The sequence below is a fragment of the Ruegeria sp. G5 genome (assembly GCF_056533365.1).
On record NZ_JBQFOK010000001.1, the window covers coordinates 488,543 to 503,966 of the forward strand.

17 protein-coding genes are annotated in these 15,424 nt (G+C 59.1%); 8 read left to right on the forward strand and 9 right to left on the reverse strand.

Annotated elements, in window-relative coordinates:
• Window positions 1-2: 2 nt before the first annotated feature.
• From plsY to ACR0BD_RS02430, 6 genes are read right to left on the reverse strand one after another with little or no spacing between them, the layout of a single operon-like run.
• Complete coding sequence (gene plsY / locus ACR0BD_RS02405; protein WP_480828682.1) at window positions 3-608, reverse strand: glycerol-3-phosphate 1-O-acyltransferase PlsY; 606 nt, start codon at window positions 606-608, stop codon at window positions 3-5.
• On the reverse strand, window positions 608-1,888 hold the full coding sequence (gene pyrC, locus ACR0BD_RS02410; protein ID WP_480828683.1) for a dihydroorotase: 1,281 nt from the start codon (window positions 1,886-1,888) through the stop codon (window positions 608-610). The genes plsY and pyrC overlap by 1 nt, the downstream gene beginning before the upstream one ends.
• Window positions 1,885-2,346, reverse strand: coding sequence for a hypothetical protein (locus tag ACR0BD_RS02415; protein WP_480828684.1), 462 nt, complete (start codon window positions 2,344-2,346; stop codon window positions 1,885-1,887). The genes pyrC and ACR0BD_RS02415 overlap by 4 nt, the downstream gene beginning before the upstream one ends.
• Window positions 2,343-2,729 carry a hypothetical protein gene (locus ACR0BD_RS02420; RefSeq protein ID WP_480828685.1) on the reverse strand — a complete coding sequence of 129 codons (387 nt, stop codon included), beginning with the start codon at window positions 2,727-2,729 and terminating at the stop codon, window positions 2,343-2,345. Before ACR0BD_RS02420 ends, ACR0BD_RS02415 begins: the two co-directional genes overlap by 4 nt.
• On the reverse strand, window positions 2,714-3,232 hold the full coding sequence (locus ACR0BD_RS02425) for a hypothetical protein (protein WP_480828686.1): 519 nt from the start codon (window positions 3,230-3,232) through the stop codon (window positions 2,714-2,716). The genes ACR0BD_RS02420 and ACR0BD_RS02425 overlap by 16 nt, the downstream gene beginning before the upstream one ends.
• The gene (locus ACR0BD_RS02430; protein ID WP_480828688.1) at window positions 3,229-4,164 is read right to left on the reverse strand and encodes an aspartate carbamoyltransferase catalytic subunit; all 936 of its coding nucleotides are present in this window, start codon (window positions 4,162-4,164) and stop codon (window positions 3,229-3,231) included. Before ACR0BD_RS02430 ends, ACR0BD_RS02425 begins: the two co-directional genes overlap by 4 nt.
• 509 nt (window positions 4,165-4,673) lie before the next feature.
• Here ACR0BD_RS02430 and ACR0BD_RS02435 point away from each other — a divergent pair.
• The 7 genes from ACR0BD_RS02435 to ACR0BD_RS02465 all read left to right on the forward strand — a co-directional run bounded on the left by ACR0BD_RS02435 (window position 4,674) and on the right by ACR0BD_RS02465 (window position 12,451).
• Window positions 4,674-4,949 carry a hypothetical protein gene (locus ACR0BD_RS02435; RefSeq protein ID WP_480828689.1) on the forward strand — a complete coding sequence of 92 codons (276 nt, stop codon included), beginning with the start codon at window positions 4,674-4,676 and terminating at the stop codon, window positions 4,947-4,949.
• Window positions 4,950-4,959: 10 nt separating this feature from the next.
• Window positions 4,960-5,721 (forward strand): uracil-DNA glycosylase, encoded by a 762-nt coding sequence (locus ACR0BD_RS02440; protein WP_480828826.1) that lies wholly within the window; start codon window positions 4,960-4,962, stop codon window positions 5,719-5,721.
• Window positions 5,721-6,320 carry a metallophosphoesterase family protein gene (locus tag ACR0BD_RS02445; RefSeq protein ID WP_480828690.1) on the forward strand — a complete coding sequence of 200 codons (600 nt, stop codon included), beginning with the start codon at window positions 5,721-5,723 and terminating at the stop codon, window positions 6,318-6,320. The genes ACR0BD_RS02440 and ACR0BD_RS02445 overlap by 1 nt, the downstream gene beginning before the upstream one ends.
• Window positions 6,317-6,937, forward strand: a complete 621-nt coding sequence (locus tag ACR0BD_RS02450) for a LysE family translocator (RefSeq protein WP_480828691.1) — start codon at window positions 6,317-6,319, stop codon at window positions 6,935-6,937. Before ACR0BD_RS02445 ends, ACR0BD_RS02450 begins: the two co-directional genes overlap by 4 nt.
• Window positions 6,938-6,943: 6 nt before the next feature.
• Window positions 6,944-7,486: a molybdenum cofactor biosynthesis protein B gene (gene moaB, locus ACR0BD_RS02455; RefSeq protein ID WP_480828693.1), complete on the forward strand. Its 543-nt coding sequence runs from the start codon at window positions 6,944-6,946 to the stop codon at window positions 7,484-7,486.
• 106 nt (window positions 7,487-7,592) lie between these two features.
• Window positions 7,593-9,047 (forward strand): efflux RND transporter periplasmic adaptor subunit, encoded by a 1,455-nt coding sequence (locus ACR0BD_RS02460; protein ID WP_480828694.1) that lies wholly within the window; start codon window positions 7,593-7,595, stop codon window positions 9,045-9,047.
• 5 nt (window positions 9,048-9,052) lie between these two features.
• Complete coding sequence (locus tag ACR0BD_RS02465; RefSeq protein ID WP_480828696.1) at window positions 9,053-12,451, forward strand: efflux RND transporter permease subunit; 3,399 nt, start codon at window positions 9,053-9,055, stop codon at window positions 12,449-12,451.
• On the opposite strand, the gene ACR0BD_RS02470 is transcribed toward ACR0BD_RS02465, so the two are convergent.
• Together ACR0BD_RS02470 and ACR0BD_RS02475 are read right to left on the reverse strand one after the other, a co-directional pair.
• The gene (locus tag ACR0BD_RS02470) at window positions 12,448-12,867 is read right to left on the reverse strand and encodes an NUDIX hydrolase (protein WP_480828697.1); all 420 of its coding nucleotides are present in this window, start codon (window positions 12,865-12,867) and stop codon (window positions 12,448-12,450) included. The genes ACR0BD_RS02465 and ACR0BD_RS02470 overlap by 4 nt on opposite strands.
• Window positions 12,868-12,872: 5 nt before the next feature.
• Window positions 12,873-13,685 (reverse strand): protein-disulfide reductase DsbD domain-containing protein, encoded by an 813-nt coding sequence (locus ACR0BD_RS02475; RefSeq protein WP_480828698.1) that lies wholly within the window; start codon window positions 13,683-13,685, stop codon window positions 12,873-12,875.
• A gap of 145 nt (window positions 13,686-13,830) precedes the next feature.
• Between ACR0BD_RS02475 and ACR0BD_RS02480 the strand changes: the two genes are divergently transcribed.
• A complete protein-coding gene (locus tag ACR0BD_RS02480; protein ID WP_480828699.1) occupies window positions 13,831-14,385 on the forward strand; it encodes a YqgE/AlgH family protein in 555 nt (184 codons plus the stop codon).
• On the opposite strand, the gene ACR0BD_RS02485 is transcribed toward ACR0BD_RS02480, so the two are convergent.
• The gene (locus tag ACR0BD_RS02485; protein ID WP_480828700.1) at window positions 14,386-15,336 is read right to left on the reverse strand and encodes an L-threonylcarbamoyladenylate synthase; all 951 of its coding nucleotides are present in this window, start codon (window positions 15,334-15,336) and stop codon (window positions 14,386-14,388) included.
• Between the last annotated feature and the right edge of the window lie 88 nt (window positions 15,337-15,424).

Below are 15,424 nucleotides of genomic sequence, written 5' to 3' on the forward strand. Positions count from 1 at the left end.
CGTCAAGACTGGCCGATCTTAGGCTCAGTGCCCGCGCGTATCCGCGCGATGTTGGCGCTGTGGCGCCAATAGACAAGCAGTGTCAGCGCCATGCCCAGAAAGAACGCTTGTCCGTTTGTTAGCAGCATGATCCAGATTGTCGACATGGCCGCCGCCGAGAGCGCGGCAAGTGAAGAGATGCGCCAGACCAAGGCGGCAACCAACCACGTCAAGCAACACGCGATACCGATACGCCAATCCAACGCCAGCCAAATGCCCAGAAATGTTGCGACGCCCTTACCGCCTTTGAAGCCCAGCCAAACCGGAAAACAATGGCCAAGAAACGCCGCTAGTGCAGCGATCTGTGCGGCGTCTTCACCGGCAAGGGCGCGGGCCAGCAGTACGGCGACGGCACCTTTTGCGGCGTCGCAAATCAGGGTCAGGGCCGCGGCGGATTTGTTCCCGGTACGCAGAACGTTGGTTGCGCCGATATTGCCCGACCCGATGTCGCGCAGATTTCCCAGCCCCATGACTTTGGCGACGATCATCCCAAACGGGACGGACCCCATCAGGTATCCAAGCGCGGCCCATAACAGGAGTTGGGCCGTTGAGCTGTCAATCGGGGGCATTAGGGTCTCCGGTAGATTTCTTGTCCTGCCACGTATGTTGCGGTGACCTTACCTTGCATCCGCTGACCGTCAAACGGCGTATTCTGCGATTTCGATTTCAGGCTGAACCGGTCCAGGACAAACGGCACATCGGGGTCGAACAGAACAAGGTCGGCCGGCGCACCTTGGGCAAGGCGGCCACCCTCAAGACCCAACCGCTTTGCGGGGTTCAGCGACATGGCGCGGAACAGGGTCGGCAGGTCCAGTTGGTCTGAATGATAGAGGCGCAATGCGGCGGGCAGCAGCGTTTCCAGCGCCACCGCGCCAGAGGCTGCTTCTTCGAACGGTAGCCGTTTGCTTTCTTCGTCCTGTGGCGTGTGCATCGAGCTGATCGTGTCGATCAGGCCGGTGCGCACGGCCTCAATCACGGCTTGCCGGTCGTCTTCGGATCGCAGGGGTGGCTTGACCTTGAAGAAGGTTCTGTAATCGGCCACGTCAAGTTCGTTCAGCGTCAGATGGTGGATCGAAGTGCCCGCGGTTATGTCCAACCCGTTGCGCTTGGCGCGCTCCAGCGCGGGCAGGGCGCGGGCGGTGGTGATCTGGTCGGCGTGATAGGCCGCGCCAGTCATTTCCAGCAGTGCAATATCGCGGTCTAGCCCCATACGCTCCGCCATGGGTGAAACGGCGGGCAGCCCGCGCAGAGCGGCAAATTTGCCGCTGGTGGCCGCTGCACCCTGGCTCAGCCCAGGTTCTTGCGGGTGTGCAATCACCAGCGCGCCGCAGGATTTGGCGTAGGTCAAAGCGCGTGAGAACACCTTGGTGTTGGTGATGACATGATCGCAATCGGTAAAGGCCACAGCCCCCGCGTCCTGCAAGAACCCGATCTCGGTCATTTCGCGCCCTTCGCGTCCTTTTGTCAAAGCGGCCATGGGCAACACATTGACCGGCGCATCTGCCTGTGCCCGGCGGGTTGCGAATTCCAGCGTTTCGGGCGTGTCGACTGCAGGTAATGTATCGGGCCGGGTGACGATGGTGGTTACCCCACCGGCCGCTGCTGCCAACCCTGCGGATTTATAGCTTTCTTTGTGCCGTTCACCGGGCTCACACACCTTGACGCCGATATCGACGATACCGGGGGCCAGGCATTGCCCACCGCAATCGATAACGTGCGCGTCCACGGACGGAGCCTCGCCTTCGCCGCGCGCAACGATCCGTCCTTCCGCGACGTGGAGCCAACCGGCCGAGTCCGTCCCGGCTTCGGGGTCAATCAGACGGGCGTTGGAGAAAACTGCGGATGTCATGCTGAGGCCTCTCGGGCTTGTTTCAAGGCCGCTAAAGCGGCGTCAGGGTCGGCAAGATATTCGAATACAAGGAAAAGTCGGCGGGAAAACACGACATTCTGTCTGCTGCGATGAAATTTCAATGCACTGTCAATTGGAACACACTTGGGTTTGAAAATCTCACTGATCCACCAAGCGTTATGTGTCGTGACAACATAGACGCGCTTTGAACGTACCAAACGGTCCCACCAGATGAAGAACGCAAGAAGCGCCGTACAGCTGACCAGTTTCCAATAATCCCTAACGGTGTCTGCGAATAGAGGGCTGGCCAGCCATGCCAGCGCGAGGCCAGAGATCAGAATGCGATAGGACCAACCCACCTGATAGGGAAAAAACCCGTTATGCGGACGTCCTGACCAAATGACCTGTTCGTCGTCTGGGATCTGACTGCGCCACCAAGCTTCACCGCTGTCCGTCATCCCATCGCCCTTTCAATCGCGGCTTTGGTGGCGGCAGGGTCGGCCTGGTACTTGATCAGATGTTTGTCGCCACTTTTGGTTACGACCTGAACAAAGCTGCCCATGGTGTTGACGGCCTCAATCTGGTTCAACGCCACGGTGCGCGGGCCCGGACCGGTGAGGGTGGTGTCAGTCATTTCCCACGTATTGGTCAGCTCTTCCGAGGCCAGATACCACGCGCGGATACCAATGGCGGCCAGCCCGGCGGGGGCACCGGTCCAGACATAGGGATTGCCGATCAGCCACAGAACAATCATCGCGCCCGCCATCGCAATGGCGGCAAGGGTCAGATTTGTTTGGATGTAGGCACCCCGGTTAGGGGTAAAGATCACAGGATCAGCCATAGGACACCTCCGATAGCTATCAGAATAACCAGCGCCAGAATGGCTGAACCTATCCGGCGCGGTTGATCATTTTCAGACGGTGACTGAGGCGCGGAATAAGGTTTGGCGCTTTCCGTTTCAATAATGCCGCCGGTCCAGTTTGTGGCCTCTTCGGTCAAAAGCTCCAGCAGGCTAAGTCTGGGATCGGGTTTCAATGTCGCCGTACGACCGCCAAACGCTGCGCTGCGCAAAACCATGACCCAGCCTTCGACAGAGTCCAGAATAGTGCGGTTCAACTGGTCCTGTGACACCCCGCAACCGTCATTCAGGTAGCCATAAAGCCCCAGATCTTCGAGGTCCGAGACCGGAAAGATGTCGATCTGTGCAGGGTCCAGACCTTCTACCCCCAGAACCTGATCAGCCGCACCCGGTTCGCGCAGAAATTTTGCCTCTTCCGGGCGCATGTCCAGCGTGAACAGGCGGATTACGCCGCGTTCGTTGGGGGCGACGGTCAGGTTGCTCATGCGGCCTCGCGCAGATTGCGGGCCAGCAGCTCCATCGCGGCCATACGGACGGCGACGCCCATCTCGACCTGTTCCTGAATGACGGACCGGTTGATGTCATCAGCCAGTGTGCCATCGATCTCGACCCCACGGTTCATCGGGCCGGGGTGCATGACGATGGCGTCAGGCTTGGCCAGCGCCAGTTTCGCGGCATCCAGCCCGTAGCGGTGATAATATTCGCGCTCGGACGGGATGAAGCCGCCATCCATGCGTTCCTTCTGAAGGCGCAGCATCATCACGACGTCGACGTCCTGAAGGCCCTCGTTCATATCGTCATAGATTTCGGCGCCAAATTCAGCGAACTGGCCGGGCACCAGGGTCGGCGGGCCGATCAGGCGGATGCGGTTTTCCATCTTGCCCAACAGGATCAGGTTCGAGCGCGCCACGCGGGAATGCGCCACATCCCCGCAAATCGCGATGTTCAGCCGGTGCAGACGGCCCTTAGCGCGGCGGATTGTCAGCGCGTCCAGCAAAGCCTGCGTGGGATGTTCGTGTCGCCCGTCGCCCGCGTTCAGCACGGCACAATTCACTTTCTGCGCCAGCAGGTCGACCGCACCAGAATGCGGGTGCCGCACCACCAACAGGTCGGGATGCATCGCGTTCAGCGTCATGGCTGTGTCGATCAGCGTCTCGCCCTTTTTGATCGAGCTGGCCTGCATCGCCATGTTCATCACGTCCGCGCCCAGCCGCTTGCCCGCCAGTTCGAAACTGGCCTGCGTACGGGTCGAGTTCTCAAAGAACATGTTGATCTGCGTCAGCCCCGACAGCACGTCAGAACGCTTGGTCGACTGTCTGTTCATGTCGACATAGGTTTCGGCCAGATCAAGAATGGCGGTGATATCGGATTGCGACAGATGCTCGATGCCAAGAAGGTGACGATGGGCGAAACGCATGGGCGGGCTCCTGTCTGACAATCGAGCCGCTTATAGAAACCTGCGTGGGCTAAGGCAACCTATGGTTCCGACCCCTCGGGCAGTTTCTCGCACCCGCCTCCGGGCAGGCATTGCTCGCCGGGTTTGCACCATTTGGCATAACCACAGTCGACAGCCTTGACGGGCACGCATCCCTGGTTTCTTGAGCATTTGAAACCCGGGCGACATTGCGAGCCGGTTTTTTCGCACAAGAACCAGCCCGGTTGCGTGCAACCGCCACCGGGCAAACAGCTTGAGCCGCTTGCGCAGGTGCTGCCGTCGTCACATCTGGCTTGCGGGCGGGGCAGGGTGAATTCCAGCGTGATCGGCTCGCATTCGCCGCGCCCGTTGCACGAAGTGCCGCTGGGGCAATCCAATGTAGAACGGCATTTGTTTTCGCCCTTCGGCGCACATCGACGACGGTCGACGCAGCGTTCGAACGGGCCGCAGGACAAACCACCGCCGCAATATGTGGCACCTAGTGGAATACAATGGCCATCAAAGCTGCACCTTTGGCCTGCCGCGCAGCACCGGGTGCCGCATCTAAGCTGTCTGCCCTGGCACTGAGCGTTCCTGTCGTAAAGGCCGCCTCGGTTTTGAAGGCTGTTTCTGTCGTTGATCTGCGCAAAACCGGGGCCGCCGACGGATGTCAGCAGCAGGGTCAGCAAGAGGAATCGCAAAATAACACGCATGAACGGTCTGATCGTCGGTGCGACCAGCCGGTGGATCAAGACCTATTCGCTTTCCCTCGGTCAAAAGGTGGTTAGATTGAGGGCTATGGAATCGGCTTTGGACTATCATACAGCGCGGGCTCTGCTGGAGTGGCAGATCGAAATGGGCGCGACAGATGCAATCGGTGATGCGCCGGTTGATCGCTATTCGCTTCCGGATGTGACGCCAAAGGCCAAGAAACCGGCAGCGCAGGCAGCACCCGCCAAGCCGGTCGCGGTGGATGCGGTGGCCGTGGCCAAAGCATCCGCGCAGACTGCAGGGTCGCTACAACAACTCCGCGATGCGATGGCGGCGTTTGATCATTGCGAGCTGAAACGCGGGGCGCGGCAGTTGGTCTTTGCTGACGGGTCGCCAGACGCGAAGGTGATGATCATCGGCGAAGCACCGGGGCGCGACGAAGACCGCGAGGGTAAGCCCTTCGTCGGGCGGGCGGGACAATTGTTGGATCGGATGCTGGCGGCAATCAATCTGTCGCGGGACAGGGACGTCTATATCACCAACGTCCTTCCATGGCGGCCCCCTCAGAACAGGGATCCAAAACCCGAAGAGATCGGGATGATGAAGCCCTTTCTGGAACGCCACGTGGCCTTGGCCAAGCCCGACATTCTTGTGGTGATGGGCAATATCAGTTGTCAGGCCGTACTTGGCAAACGCGGCATCACGCGTTTGCGGGGGCAGTGGGATCAGGCCATGGATTTGCCGGTCATACCCATGTTCCACCCTGCCTATCTATTGCGACAGCCTGCGATGAAACGTGAGGCGTGGGCCGATTTGCTGGAACTTAAGTCCCGGTTGGAGGCCAAGTGATGCGCATTCTGGCGTTTTCGGACCTGCACATGGCACGCAATCGCGCTGCCGAGGTCGTCAAAGCCAGTGTCGACGCTGATCTGGTCATCGGAGCGGGTGATTTCTGCAATATGCGGCAAGGGTTGGATGAAGCGATGGAGATGCTGTCAGGTATCTCTGTTCCTTTGGTTTTAGTACCGGGGAACGCTGAAAGCTTCGAAGAGATGACGGACGCGGCGGCTGAAGGCGTGCATGTCCTGCACGGTGCCGGGATGACGCTGGACGGGCTGCGGTTGTTCGGAATGGGATATGGCGTGCCCCAAACGCCCTTTGGTGACTGGTCCTGCGACCTGACCGAGGCCGAGGCGACCGAGTTGCTGGATCGGTGTGACAGCGCTGATATTCTGATTACGCATTCGCCGCCAAAAGGTCATGGCGACACAACCTCGATGGGCGACTCGGTCGGTTCGGTTGCCGTTCGGGACGCGATTGAACGCGTTCAACCAAGTATTTCGCTGCATGGTCATATTCATGACAGTTGGGGCTATCGTGGGGTGATCGGGCGGACGCAGGTTGCCAACCTTGGGCCCAGACCCAGTTGGTTCGAGGTGGATGCATGATCGAGACCGTTACTTTGCTGGCTTTCGTGCCTGCCGCTCTGGCCCTGAACTTTACGCCCGGTGCAGATATGATGTTCTGTTTCGGACAGGGGCTGCGTTCAGGTGCAAAGCCCGCGCTGATCGCCAGTGCCGGGGTGTCTGCTGGCCTGATGGTACATGTTCTGCTTGCGGGGCTGGGTTTGGGCGCGGCGGTGTCGACTTTGCCGTGGCTCTTTGATGTGATCCGCTGGATGGGCGTCGCGTATCTTTTGTATCTGGCCTGGGGGGCGGTCCGAAACGGGGCAGTCTCGGGCGATGCGCCTGCAAAACCTGCGAAGTTTGCCTTTCGGGACGGGTTGGTCGTAAATCTCACCAACCCTAAAGTGATCTTGTTTGTCTTGGCCTTTATTCCGCAATTCGTTAACCCCGCGCTTGGTCCGATCCTGCCGCAATTCCTGATCTTTGGCGTGATAATTGCGCTGGGCGGTTTTGTGGTGAACGGGCTGGTCGGTGTCTTCGCCGGTGGTGCGGGGCGTGTGTTGATTTCAAACCCGCGTGCATCGCGGGTCATGGGATGGGTAACAGGCGGTATTTTTGCAGCACTCGCTATCCGACTTGCAGTTATGGAAAGGGCCTGACGCAGCATGTCACGCATTGATGAAACAATGGAATTCATCCCGATCCGGATCGCGGTACTGACGGTTTCGGACACGCGGTCTCTGGACGAGGATCGCTCGGGCCAGACGCTTGTGGACAGGATCGAAAAAGCCGGGCACTCGGTCGCGGATCGAAAGATTATTCCGGACGAACGCAGTATGATAGCCGATCAGCTGCGTGCATGGGTTGCTGATTCTGACATCGACGTCGTGATATCGACCGGCGGCACCGGTTTGACCGGCCGCGATGTGACGGTTGAGGCGCATCGCGACGTTTATGAAAAGGAAATCGAAGCTTTCGGAACAGTCTTCACCATCCTGTCTATGGAAAAAATTGGCACCTCCGCCGTGCAATCGCGGGCGACGGGTGGCGTCGCAGGGGGAACTTATTTGTTTGCTCTGCCCGGCAGCCCCGGCGCGTGCAAGGATGCTTGGGACGGGATCTTAGAGAAACAGTTCGATTACCGGCATCGTCCCTGCAATTTCGTGGAAATAATGCCCAGATTGGACGAACATCTGCGACGGAAGTAAACTGGTCGTACGTTCAACTGTATATAACTGCTTTGTGGCTTGGCAATTTCGACGGTCCGGCTACCTTTTGTTTGTGGTAGCATGATGCAACCGGGGTTTGAGTAACATGCGCTTTTTAAGGCAAAGCCTTGTTGGTGTGTTTCTGGCGTCCGTGACGCTGGCGCTGCTGTTTGCGGCTGCCCAGATGATCGCCGGGGCGGTTCAGGACGTGCTGGCGCGCGAAGATAAGGCCCCGCAAGCGCGCGAGCGTGTCTTTGCCGTAAGTGTGCGCGAAGCCGAACTCGAAACGGTAACCCCTTTGTTGGAGGCCTTTGGCGAAGTTCAAAGCCGTCGTCGCCTTGAACTGCGCGCCGCTTTGGGTGGGCGCGTCGTGACCTTGTCCGACGATTTTGAGGATGGCGGTGTCGTGACCGCCGGTGAGGTTTTGGTTGAGCTGGACCCTGCGGATGCACAGTCGGCGTTGGACCGAGCTAAATCTGACTTGCTGGATGCCCAGTTTGAAGAACGTGATGCTGAACGTTCATTGCTTTTGGCGCAGGACGAATTGAACTCGGCCGAGTCGCAGGCAGAGTTACGTGGCCGTGCCATGCAACGTCAGAAAGACCTTCAAACGCGCGGTGTGGGCGCAGCGGCCGCCGTGGAAGAGGCTGAACTGGCCGAAGCTGTTGCACAGCAGGCGGTACTGTCCAGTCGTATTGCGTTGGCACAGGCAGAATCGCGCGTGGATCAGGCGTCTACCTTGCTGGCCCGGGCGCGTATTGCGCTGGAAGCGGCTGAGCGCGATCTCAAGGACATGACGATACGCGCGCGCTTTAGCGGAACTCTGACAGATGTGACCCTTGTCGAAGGTCGGTTGGTCGCCGCCAATGAAAAACTGGCGGAACTGGTCGATGCGAACGCGCTTGAGGTCGCGTTCCGTGTGTCTACTGCGCAATTCGTGCGTCTTCTGGATGCCGAGGGGGATCTGATCAGCGCACCGGTGACCGTGTCGCTTGAAGTGACCGGGGCGGATTTGCTGGCCACGGGCCGGATCAGTCGCGACAGCGGCTCGGCCGGTGAAGGCCAGACAGGGCGTTTGATTTATGCGCGCCTTGAAGACGTTTCAGGCTTTAAGCCGGGGGATTTCGTTACGGTTACTGTCGAAGAGCAACCACTGGACAACGTGGTCAGGCTGCCATCTTCGGTACTGGATGCAATCGGAACGGTTCTGGTGCTAGGAGAGGATGACCGCCTCGAAGCGCTGCCGGTACAGTTGATCCGCCGTCAGGGAGATGAGGTCTTGCTGCGCGGCGAAGGCCTAGAAGGGCGTGAAGTTGTCGTTGGCCGCACGCCTCTGCTTGGTCCTGGTGTTCGGGTTCGACCGCTCAGGGACGAAGACAGCGCAAGTGTCGAATCGGATATGGTTGAACTGACCGATGAACAACGCGCACAGCTTGTGGCGCAGGTCGAAGCAAGCGACCGGATGCCAAAGGACATGAAAGACCGCGTTCTGACGCAGCTTGGTGAGGCCAAAGTGCCCGCATCGCTCGTGCGTCGCATAGAAAACCGGGCGGGGGGATAGGCGCGATGATGCGCGAGATCCCCGGCGCGGCAAGCGGTATCCTCAGCTATTTCACCCGGCATCGGACGGTTGCCAATCTATTGCTGCTGGTCATGCTGGTTCTGGGTGCAGCCGCCATCCCGAACATGAGGGCTCAGTTCTTTCCCGATGTGGTTCGCGAAATTGTCGACGTGAATATCGAGTGGGAAGGCGCCGGGCCTGAGGACGTCGACAACGGCATTGTCCAGATCCTTGAACCTGCGCTTTTGGCTGTTGAAGGCGTCTCAAGCACAGAGTCGACCTCGCGCGAGGGGCGGGCCGGTATCCGGATGGAGTTTGAGCCGAACTGGGATATGTCCCGTGCGGTAGAAGAGGTCAGAACCGCTATCGACGGGGTGACTAACCTGCCGGAAGACGCCGAAGAACCCACAATCCGTCGCGGGGCCTGGCGGGATCGGGTCACGGATGTGGTCTTGACCGGGCCGGTATCGCCCGACCAACTGGCCAAGTTTACAGATGAATTGATCAACCGGCTTTTTGCGGTCGGCGTCACGCGCACAACCATCCAAGGATTGGCGTCACCGCGCGTTGTCGTCGAGGTTCCCACCGCTCAGTTGATCGCCAACGACATTACTTTGTCCGAGATTGCGCAGGCGGTTGCAGCCGAGGTGAACGCCAACCCCGCCGGCGACGTCAGCGGGGCCAACGCGCGTATCCGGACCGGTACGGAAAAACGAACGCCGGAAGAAATCGAAAGCATCCCACTGCGCAATTTCGCCGATGGCTCAAAGATGTTGATCGGAGATGTTGCGCAAATCCGGGTTGAAGGCGTCGACCGGGTCCGCAGCTATTTTGTAGGCGAAAACCCGGCGATGTCAGTAAGGGTTGACCGCTCGAACCTTGGTGATGCGATTGAAATCCAGCACACGGTCGAGGATGTGCTTGCCGAAATGCAAGCCAGCCTGCCCGAGGGCGTGACGGTCGAACTGATCCGGACCCGCGCGCAGGCGATTACCGATCGCCTGGATATCCTGATCGATAACGGGCTGGTCGGGCTCGGGTTGGTCGTTTGTCTGCTGTTCCTGTTTCTGAACGCGCGCATCGCCTTTTGGGTCGCGGCGGGGATACCGGTGGCAATGTCGGCCGCGATTGCGTTCATGTATATCGGCGGGCTGTCGATCAACATGGTGTCGCTGTTCGGCCTGATCATTACGTTGGGGATCGTGGTGGACGACGCCATCGTGGTGGGCGAACACGCTGATTTCCGCGCCCGCCGTCTTGGTGAAGCGCCCATGGTGGCGGCAGAACGTGCTGCGCGCCGGATGGCTATGCCGGTCTTTGCGGCTACGCTAACGACGGTGATCGCCTTTTTTGGCCTGACTGCAATCGGGGGACGGTTCGGCGAATTGATCCGTGACATCCCGTTCACCGTGATCGCTGTTTTGATTGCGTCGCTGATTGAATGCTTTTTGATCCTGCCAAACCACATGGCGCACGCCATTGCGCACTCGGCCAAGGAACACTGGTACGATATGCCCAACCGCGTGGTTAATCGCGGGTTCCGATGGGTGCGTGACCACTTGTTCCGCCCCGCGATCGCCTGGGTCATCTGGGCGCGTTACGTGGTCGTTGCATCCATGATCCTGATCCTTGCCAGCCAGGCTGTTCTGTTCATTCGTGGTGATGTGAACTGGCGGTTCTTTAACGCGCCCGAGCGCGGCTCGGTCACTGGGAACTTCATCATGGCCGAGGGGGCCACCCGCGAAGACACGCTGGCAATGATGCGTCAGTTGCAAACAGCGGTGGACGAATTGGGTGTGATCTACGAAGAACGGCACGGGCGCAATCCGATCGACTATGTCCTGGCCGAGGTCGGTGGATCGGCAGGGTTTGGGCTATCGGCGGCAGACGGGAAAGACGAAGACCTTTTGGGCGGCATCTCGATCGAGTTGATCGACGCAGATCTGCGGCCCTATTCCAGTTTTGAATTCGTGGGCGAGCTGCAGGATTTCGTACCGCGCCATCCCAAGGTCGAGCTGCTCAGCTTCCGCGGTTGGCGGTCTGGTCCGGGCGGTGATGCGATTGACGTTCAGTTCTACGGCGCCGACGTCAATACGCTCAAGACCGCGTCTGAGGATCTGCAGGCCGAGCTGGCCAAATATTCCGAGGTTTCAGCTCTGGAAGACAACCTTGCCTATGACAAGGAAGAGTTCATTCTGGATCTGACCGCGCAGGGTCAGGCCTTAGGGTTCCGGATTGAAACACTGGGCCGTGTTCTACGGGATCGGTTGAACGGGATCGAGGCCGCGACTTTCCCAGATGGCCCGCGCAGCGCCGAAATACGGGTCGAGCTTCCCGAAAGCGAGCTAACGGCGGATTTCCTGGAACGAACGCTGATGCGAACTCCGGATGGGGTATATGTGCCTCTTGCTGATATCGTCTCGGTCCAGCGCAGGTCAGGGTTTTCGACAGTACGGCGTGAAAACGGGCTGCGGGTGATCTCGGTCAACGGTGACATATCCGAGGATGATCCCGCGCGGGCCGAAGAAATCAGCCGCGCCATGAGCGAAGAGATACTGCCCAACATCGCCGCAGAACGTCAGGTCGAATGGACGATGGCCGGGCTAAGCGAACAGGAGGATGAGTTCCTGTCAGAGGCGCGTACCGGTTTGATCCTGTGTCTGACGGGTATCTATCTGGTCTTGGCGTGGGTGTTCGCCAGTTGGACCAGACCGCTGGTGGTGATGGCGATCATTCCATTCGGCTTGGTCGGTACGATCTGGGGGCATTACATCTGGGATGTGCCGCTCAGCATGTTCACAGTTGTCGGCTTGTTGGGCATGACAGGGATCATCATCAACGACTCGATTGTCCTGGTGACAACTATTGACGCTTACCAAAAGGATCGCGGTTTGGTGCCGTCGATAATCGAGGGAACCGCCGACCGTCTGCGCCCCGTTATGCTGACCACGCTGACGACTGTTCTGGGGCTGACGCCGCTACTGTATGAAGGATCACAGCAGGCGCAGTTCCTCAAACCGACAGTGATCACGCTGGTTTACGGTTTGGCCTTTGGCATGGTGTTGGTTCTGATTCTGGTGCCAGCGCTGTTGGCTATTCTCAACGATCTGGCGCGTCCGATGACCGCGATGCGGCGCGCTTTACGTGCGCCTGACCGGGTAGTTCAGGGCGCGCTTGTGGCGACAGGTGCGACGCTGATGGTTTGGTTTGGCGTAACAATGGTCTGGCCTGCAGTAACCGGTGGCCCGGTTGGCGTCCTGTCGGGCCTTTATGGATCAGAAGATGGGCTTGCTGCCCTGCACATGGGGCTAGGCGCTTTTGTTGCCGGAGCTGCAGTCATTTTGTTGTGCAGTGTTGTGCTGTCTGGATTGTTGTACACACGCCTCAGGGATCGAATGGCTTAACTGCGTCGCAAAGCTGTTTCCAATAGATCGGTGACCCGGTCGCTCATGGGCAGATCGCGCTTGCGTATTTGCTCCAAAGGAAACCAACGCGCGTCGAGCGCATCATCGCCCGCTGTGGGCTGACCTGACACGTACCGACAGGCTACGCCGACCAAAAGATAGTGGGAAATAGTCTCGCCTTGCGCGTCCTGGCGTAGCAGATCGAGGTTGTCCAGATAATGCAACGGTTCTGCTATGATCGCGGTTTCTTCGGACAGCTCGCGTTGTGCTGCTTGCAAAACCGTTTCACCCCATTCCACGTGGCCACCGGGAAACCCCCAAAGACCTGCGTCCGGTTGTTTGCTGCGTTTTACTAGCAGGACGTGATCGTTGTGCAACACAACGGCCAAAGCACCGATTTTGGGCGATTGTGTCACCCCGGTCAGCCTGCGCTGCACCCTTGAATATCGACGGCGTGATTGGCACCCAGAACGGTGATCCGGATTTCCGACCGGTCCAGCGCAAAAGATGCCCCTGACGCGCTGATCACTTCGGATGTTGCGATCAACGTGTCCCCGTGACGCTCGGTCTTGGGTTGCGAGGCCCAAAGGGTCGGATTGCCGGGTTCGATCACGGCAAGCTCGGTGCCACCGGCCGAAGGCATGGTCAGCCGGGCCTCAATCTGCATACCGTCCGATGTCGGGGTCAGTTGACACTGTGCTGCGGTGACCTGCGCCTCTTTCGCGGAATAGGGTCGTTGGGCCAGCGCGGCTGCAATCGCAGGGTTGCGATCGGCCTCGGCATCGACAGAGTGGTCAAAGCCAAGCTGCGCGGGAATGCAGACGTCTTTGCATACGCCCAGATCCATCGTGCCCTTCAGATGAACCGGTCGCGCCGGGTCGCGCGGTGTGATTTCGACCGGCAAAACCAGCTGGTCTTCATAGCCGATGGATGTCAGCCCATTTTGGTCAAAGATATCCGGAGCGGGCCAGGTGATAGAAACATCCCCGACATTGTCCGAACTGTTCCAGTCGAATTGCGGAGGGATTCCGGCGTCGCCGGGCGCGCGCCAATAGGTTTTCCACCCCTCTTCCAGTGTCACACGTACCGCGCCAAGGTATGTGCCTTGTGCTGTCCGTCCGCCATCCAGAATGTCCAACTCGGCCACCGATCCTGTCACCTGCGCTGAACTGGGTCCGGCGGTACCGATGGCAAGGGTCAAAGCGACCACTGAGAATGTCATATGCGCGTTCATAACCTATAAATGCGCGGTCCAGCCGCAGATTCCAAGTCACGTTCCGGTCACCTGAATGAAATCTGCGGAAATCTGCGCTGATCCCTTGCCAATCCACGCCCCTCAGGGTCATTGTTGAAGCAGACACAGCAAGAGATGTCATCTGATGGACCTGACGGGAAAACTGTTGATAGCGATGCCCGGCATGGGCGATCCGCGCTTCGATCATTCGGTGGTATATATGTGCAGCCATGGCGAAGATGGTGCGATGGGTCTGATCATCAACAAACCGTCCGACCTGCGCATCAAAACCTTGCTAGAACAGCTCAACATCGCTTGTCGGATACCGATCGTCGGGGAACGTCTTGTCCATTTCGGTGGCCCGGTTGAGATGTCGCGGGGCTTTGTCCTGCACAGCTCTGACTATGACGCGAATCTGCATTCGATGAAGATTTCAGATGATTTCAGCATGACGGCAACTTTGGATGTGCTGGAGGATCTGGCATCCGGGCGCGGCCCGCTGAATTCGACGCTGGCCTTGGGCTATTCCGGCTGGGGACCGGGACAGTTGGAAGATGAAATCGCCATGAATGGCTGGCTGACGACCGACGCGACGTCGAAACTGGTGTTCGACGTCCCGGATGACGAAAAATGGGAGGCCGCGCTGGCCACACTGGGCGTGGATCCTTTGACCCTGTCGGCAAGCGCCGGGCGCGCCTGATCAGCTATCCCGTGGTGCGGCGGCTCTGCGCAAACGGTCGTTTATGGCCGCACCTAGCCCCTCATCAGGAATGGTCGAAACGGCAATCGGGCGGCCGGTGGCGTTCAAAGTATGCAGGCCTGCGAACAGGTTGGCGGCTGCTTCGTTCAGGTTACCGCTTGGCGACAGGTTCAAATCGCAATCAATTTCGCCGAAACCCAGCAGTACCTCATCGCCTTGCAGGTCTTTTGCATTCAATCTGACCGGCGCATCCGGTGCGTAATGGGATTGGAGTTGCCCGGGGGCTGTCAGCAGACTTCCGGGTTGGTGGTGATGTAGCTGTGTTCCCAAGACGTCTTCGATCTGGTCCAATGGGATGCCACCGGGGCGCAATAGCGCAGGATCGCCTGCCAAACCGACGATCGTAGATTCCAGCCCGACACCGCAGGGGCCATCGTCAAGGATTGCAGCGATGCGACCGCTCAAACCCGCGCGTACGTGTTCTGCTGTAGTAGGGCTGATCTGACCCGATGGATTCGCTGAAGGCGCTGCGACAGGTCCATCGAAAGCGGCTAGAACGGCCCGTGCGGTCGGGTGTGCCGGAACCCTTATGGCCAGTGTCTCTAACCCGGCCGTCACCAGTGAGGATACCCCGTGCCCTGTGCGCAAAGGCAGGACCAGCGTCAGGGGGCCGGGCCAGAAAGCTGCGGCCAATGCTTCGGCCTGATCCGACCAGGTCACGAAACGCTGCGCGGCTTCAACCGAGGCAACATGGGCGATCAGTGGATTGAAACTGGGCCGCCCCTTTGCGGCATAGATGCTGGCCACAGCCTCGCCGTTCCGCGCATCACCGCCCAGACCATAAACCGTTTCGGTCGGAAAGGCGACCAGAAGACCCTGACGCAAAAGGTCTGCAGCGTGGGCGATTCCATCCGGATCTGCGGATAATTCTTGTGTGCCGTTGGGGATCATGGCTGGTGACGCCGCGTTTTGATTGCGTGTAACATGAGGAAGGCTACGTAATAATTCAAACCCAGATGCATAAAGGTGGGCGCTGGAA